The following is a 2,466-nucleotide window of genomic DNA, read 5'->3' as shown; positions in this document are numbered from 1 at the left end:
CTGATGTAGCCGGCGCCCCGATGGGCCGTCCGGAATCTGATCCAACCTGCTCGCCGCATGTCCACCGGGTGTCCCTCGCGCCCACCCGGAGACCTGTCGTATGCACCTCACCGTCCGCCGCACCGGCTGTCGCTCCGGCTGTGGTCCCGGGTCAGGCCCCACCCTCGAAGCGGGCGCCGCCATCCTCGGCCAGCGCCACCCTGATGCGAGTCCGTTGCTCGTCCGACAGATCGCCGAGGTCGTCGAGCCGGCGCCATCCCACCTCGGTCATCTCGCCGTCGGCAGGATAGGGCTCTCCCTCGAGCCACGTGCACCGGAACGTCAGGTCGAGGTAGTCCGCCTGGTCGCCGTTGTCGTAGGTGATCCGCGGGATCTGGTGCACCCACGCCAGCCGGTCCGCCCGGATGCGCACACCCGCCTCCTCGAGCGCCTCGCGGCACGCGGCATCCGCCGGCTCCTCACCGGGGTCGACGATGCCGGTGATCGGGGTGAGTGCGCCGTTGTCGGAGCGGCGGCCCAGCAGCACCTCGTCGCCGCGGAGGATGACGGCGGTCACGCCGACGAACGAGAGGGGACGGGTGCCGAGATGCCGGCGCAGTTCGAGCACGAAGTCGGGAGTGGCCATCAGGCCACGCTACCGACTGAGGTGGGCGAGCTGCTCGGCGACGAGCACGATCGCGAGCAGGACCATCGCCGCCCCCGACACCCGCGACACGATCCGCATGGCCGACGGCCGCGCACGGATCACGGCCTTCGCACCGACGCCCACGACGGAGTAGACCAGCGCGCAGCTGCCCACGAAGATGAGCCCGAGCACCGCCAGCTGCACCGGGATCGGCCAGTCGCCTGCCGCGTCGGTGAACTGCGGCAGCAGCACGACGAGCACGAGCAGCCCCTTGGGGTTGAGCCCGCTCACCCCGACTCCCTGCGCGAGGCGCAGCCACGCAGCCGGCTCGTCGGCCCCGCTCGTCGTTCCCGCCATAGCGACGGCCGGCGGGTGCAGCAGGATCCGAATGCCGAGGTACGAAAGGTAGCCCGCCGCCGCCAGGGTGAGGACCACGAGCGCCCACGGCAGGGCCGCCAGTGCCGCCCCGACGCCCACGGCCACGGCGATGACCGCCAGGAGGTACCCGATGAGGATGCCGCCGAGGGCCGGCACGATCGTGCGATCGCGGGTGCCGGCGGCGATGACGTAGGCCCAGTCGGGCCCGGGCACGAGCACCATGAACGTCATCATGCCCCAGCATGCGAGCAGCAGTTGCGCGTCCATCGTGTTCCCCGATCGTCGTCCGATACGACGAACGTACGGAAGATCGCGTGGAAGGTGGTTCCAACTTCCTCCTCTACAGCCCGCGCCCGTGGAAGAATCCACCCCATGGACGCCATCGACCGGAGAATCCTTGCCGAGCTGCAGCAGGACGGACGCCTGAGCCTCACCGACCTGGCCGAGCGGGTGCAGCTCAGCATGTCGCCGACGCACCGACGGCTGCGTGCGCTCGAGGAGTCGGGCGCGATCACGGGCTACCGCGCGGTGATCGACCCCGAGGTCGTCGGGCTCGGCTTCGGCGCGCTCGTGTTCGTCACGATGGACCAGGCGAACCGGGCCACCATCCCCGCGTTCGATGCCGCGGTGGCCGAGATCCCCGAGGTGATCCAGGCGCTGCGCCTGTTCGGCGACCCCGACTACCTGTTGCGCGTGGCCGTGCCCGACCTGCCCGCCTACCAGCGGCTCTGGGACGAACGCCTCTCGGCGCTGCCCGGTGTGCGTCGCGTCGAGTCGACCCTCGTCATGAAGACGATCGTCGACGACCGCTCGCTGCCGATCTGACGGGTCGCGCCGGAGTACGATCCCCACCATGCCGAGTGCCGACTTCCGCGCCGACGACCCCGAGACCGCGGCCCCGATCACGCTCTGCTGCCTGCTGTGGGCGCACCCCGGACGGGAGGATGCGCTCACCGCGTACGAGGACCGCGTGCTCGCCTTCGTCGCCGATCACCGGGGCGAGGTGCTCGAGCGCGTGCGCGGGGACGGCGCTGCGGGGCATCCGCTCGAGGTGCAGGTCATCCGCTTCGCCGAGCAGGCGGGGCTCGACGGCTACCTCGCCGACCCGCGCCGCCTCGCCCTCGCCGGCGAGCGCGATGGGGCGGTCGAGCGCACCGAGCTCTTCCCCGTCTCGAGACGGGCTGCCCGGGGCTGAGGCCGCCCGGGCGCCTCAGTCGGGACGGACGACGGCCACCCCCTGCGACGGCAGCACGAGGCCCGCTGCGCGCGACCCCGTGAGCAGGTCGGTGCCCTCGACGACGAGGTCGACATCGTCGGCGCCGTGGTTGATGGCGAACACGAGCCCGCCACGTCGCACGACCTCGACCGTGTCGCCGTTCGCGACCGGCGCAGGCACCTCGACGCCGGCCTCCTCGACCAGCCGCGAGGCCAACCGGGCGAGCGCCTCGGGGTCGGGCAGCGTC

Annotated in this window: 5 protein-coding genes; 2 read left to right on the top strand and 3 right to left on the bottom strand. The window is 72.0% G+C overall.

Annotated elements, in window-relative coordinates; translation table 11 throughout:
- Positions 1–151: 151 nt before the first annotated feature.
- Together GH736_RS21165 and GH736_RS21160 are read right to left on the bottom strand one after the other, a co-directional pair.
- Positions 152–625 (bottom strand): NUDIX hydrolase, encoded by a 474-nt coding sequence (locus GH736_RS21165; protein ID WP_159606827.1) that lies wholly within the window; start codon positions 623–625, stop codon positions 152–154.
- Positions 626–634: 9 nt separating this feature from the next.
- Entirely contained in the window at positions 635–1,270 is a 636-nt protein-coding gene (locus GH736_RS21160; protein WP_159606825.1) for a LysE family translocator, read from the bottom strand.
- Between the two features lie 105 nt (positions 1,271–1,375).
- On the opposite strand from GH736_RS21160, the gene GH736_RS21155 reads away from it, so the two are divergent.
- Both GH736_RS21155 and GH736_RS21150 read left to right on the top strand, forming a co-directional pair.
- Positions 1,376–1,828: an Lrp/AsnC family transcriptional regulator gene (locus GH736_RS21155; protein WP_159606823.1), complete on the top strand. Its 453-nt coding sequence runs from the start codon at positions 1,376–1,378 to the stop codon at positions 1,826–1,828.
- A gap of 28 nt (positions 1,829–1,856) precedes the next feature.
- Complete coding sequence (locus GH736_RS21150; RefSeq protein WP_159606821.1) at positions 1,857–2,198, top strand: hypothetical protein; 342 nt, start codon at positions 1,857–1,859, stop codon at positions 2,196–2,198.
- A 15-nt stretch (positions 2,199–2,213) separates the two neighbouring features.
- On the opposite strand, the gene GH736_RS21145 is transcribed toward GH736_RS21150, so the two are convergent.
- The coding region (locus GH736_RS21145; RefSeq protein ID WP_203230893.1) for a Beta-galactosidase C-terminal domain at positions 2,214–2,466 on the bottom strand (253 nt) is incomplete at its 5' end.

The organism is Agromyces humi, assembly GCF_009720255.1.
Lineage (GTDB): Bacteria > Actinomycetota > Actinomycetes > Actinomycetales > Microbacteriaceae > Agromyces > Agromyces humi.
This window is presented reverse-complemented; position numbering and strand designations above follow the sequence as displayed.